The organism is Aminobacter sp. P4_H6_2, from assembly GCF_056400805.1.
Map to the genome: position 1 here is coordinate 1 of NZ_JBFUKO010000677.1, position 2,767 is coordinate 2,767.

Consider the following 2,767-nt stretch of genomic DNA (forward strand, 5'->3'; position numbering starts at 1 on the left):
CCTCAATGCCATGGCCGAATGGAAAGCCGTGGCTGGTTCGCTCGTCTAGATTCAGCCGCTGCCGTATTCCTTCGACCAGTGTCACACAATGTGACAAGCCAGTCGAAACACTTTCTACTGGCTTAAATAGGTTCAAAGAGTTTTGCGAATTCGGACAGGATGACGAAGAGGCCGCCTCCTGCCTTGCAAYCTTTCAAATCGAAGGTCTGGATCGCACCCGATGGTGCAGGCAATATTAAGCCGTCTGGCACCCACCTTGTCGCCTGGCACGCGGCACGTCATTCTCAATCGGAAGCGTCTCGAAAGCGGTCATGTATAGGCTTCTGGAACGCCATGACATGGTCTCTCAGCCAAGTCTGCCGCAAAAGTGCACTAGGGCACTCGCGGTAGATCAGCTATCTTTTCTCTCCACGAAACGATCGTAGCGATCAAACAGCGGGTTTCGGTGGCCACTTACCAGTTCGTTCTGGTCATCGAACTCGAACAGCGAACGAGAGTATCGCACAATTGGCGCAACGCGTGGAATGCGTTCTTGTTCGTATGCAAGAAGCGCCGTTTCGACATCTTCGTGTGCGTCAAGCGCGAACCCAAGCGCCTGGATGTCCTCCAGTGCTTGATTTGCTCCTTGCGCCATCCCCGGAAGCATCGGATGGGCAGCATCGCCCGCCAGCGCGACGCGTCCCCTGGACCAGTGGGAAAGAGGCTGTACAAAATCCTGGAGATCGCTCCGGATAATAGTGGACCGGTCCGTCGCGCTAACAAGTCCCGGAACCGGACTGCCTTTCCAGCCGCTGAAGTGCGCCGCGACAACGTCAGGATCCTGGGTTACCCCATCTGCGGCTGCAAACCAGTATGCGCGTCCCTTTCCAATCGGAAGGTAGCCGAAATGGCCATCGTTGCCCCAGACTTCGGCCTCAGAGAGGGGATCGACGTCGACATCAGCGAGATCGAAAAGACCCCGCCAGCGCACGAGTCCATCTGAGCTAAATTTCTGCGGGCCGAACACGGACGTGCGTACAATAGAATTGATCCCATCAGCTCCGACCAGGAGCTCCCCTTCCGCCATTTCACCGTTGGCGAACCGGCAAACGACCGTATCGCCCTGATCGACGCTGACGACTTGTCGGCCAAGGCGAATACGATCCGGGCCGAGCGCTTCAATGAGCATTCTGCTGAGATCCCGCCGGTAAACTCCCGACAATGGCGCGCCGTAACGCTCGTGCCAGTCCCTCAGATCATCAACAGCTATGATTTCTCCGCTCGACGAGAAGGTTCGATAATACTCCAGGTTAGACGCAATTTCAGCGTAACGCTGCCCCAGCCCCAGCGCCTTCAACACGCGCCCGCCGTTTGGCCAGAGATTTAGTCCCGCGCCTGCCGTACGCAGTTCGCTGTCCCTCTCGAAGACAGTGACATCCCACCCCATCCGGGCAAGACATATCCCTGCAGACAGTCCACTGATGCCTGCTCCGCACACAAGCGCACGCTTCGTCATGAAATGGGTTCCTCGATCGCTTTTCCGCACTAGGGACGGCTATAGAATACCGCCGACAGGACCGCGAGCAGTTTGAGTTTCAGTATATCGAGACATGGACGCTCCCTGTATCCCCCCGAGAGGTTGCGTGCGCTGACAGCAGTGTTGGCAACTTCTCCCCAGCAGCCTGCGACGCAATTCGATGGCGCCACACTTGCACATTCTGACGAGTTCAAATGCCGGGGCAATGATGACTGTCGTCATCCTGCGGCTCCATGCGTTGCCTAGTGCCGATCTGGATGATCGTCGGGTCGCACGCATCGAGACCTGTTGGGTTTTGAACTAGCCGGTACAGTTGCATAGGAGCTTGCCGTCAGTGCTGGTGACGGAAGCCACCATTGTCAGCATCTCCGAAATCGCAAAGGCTCGAATTCGACACCGTTAGTCGAACAATGCCGCAAGGCGATGAAGGGGATTTTCTATGTCTGAAGCTGTGGTCGATGGATCGAATGCGTTTGCAGGCTTGCTACATGCAGGGACCGGTGGAACGTTCATGCGCCTGCCGAGTGTGCGGGCGGATTCTAGCATATTGCGCCAGCAAGGTATCACTGCCGCATTCATCGGCTTCCCTTGGGATTCGATGTGCATAAGCCGTACCGGAACCAACTACGGACCGCGCGCATTGCGCGAAGCGAGCGATCAGTTCAGCTTCTACAATGCCAATCTCGATCTAAACCTTACTGACCACTACAAGTTTGCTGATTGCGGTGACGTGGCCGTCATTCCTGGCGCAGCGATCAGGACGATGGACCGCGCCGAGCAGATGATTCTCGAAGTTCTGAACGGGGGCGCAATGCCGGTGACATTCGGTGGCGACCATTCCATTACCATCGCGTGCGTGCGGGCATTTAGGAAGCGCTACGCCAACCCCGGCCTAATCTTGATAGACAGTCATTTCGATACTGCCGTCGATGTCGGTGGTGAGGAACTCAATCATGCGTGCCCCATTGCACGCGCAGTCGACGCCGGGTTCGACCCTCGAAAGATCGTCATTATCGGCACGAACGGATGGCTGAACCCGAAAGCAGAGTTTGACTATGCGCGGCAAAAAGGAATCACGCTGATGCCGCTCGAGATGGTGCTGGACAAGGGCCCGCTGGCTATCGCGAAGGAGGCTCGTGCTATTGCAGGAACAGGAACAGACAGCGTGTATCTAACGTTTGATATAGACGCGATCGACGGCGCCTATGCCCCTGGCACTGGCGTTCCCGCTGCAGGCGGGCTCACCTCACG

Annotated in this window: 2 protein-coding genes; one reads left to right on the plus strand and one right to left on the minus strand. The window is 56.8% G+C overall.

The window, feature by feature from the left end; genetic code table 11:
* Positions 1 to 391: 391 nt before the first annotated feature.
* Positions 392 to 1,495 carry an FAD-dependent oxidoreductase gene (locus AC1DUU_RS28475; protein WP_476786690.1) on the minus strand — a complete coding sequence of 368 codons (1,104 nt, stop codon included), beginning with the start codon at positions 1,493 to 1,495 and terminating at the stop codon, positions 392 to 394.
* A gap of 460 nt (positions 1,496 to 1,955) precedes the next feature.
* On the opposite strand from AC1DUU_RS28475, the gene AC1DUU_RS28480 reads away from it, so the two are divergent.
* On the plus strand, positions 1,956 to 2,767 hold an 812-nt coding region (locus tag AC1DUU_RS28480; protein WP_476786691.1), incomplete at its 3' end, for an agmatinase family protein.

Excerpts from the sequence above, each read along its gene's own strand:
- AC1DUU_RS28475 (WP_476786690.1), bottom strand. The coding sequence starts at position 1,495 with ATGACGAAGCGTGCGCTTGTGTGCGGAGCAGGCATCAGTGGACTGTCT.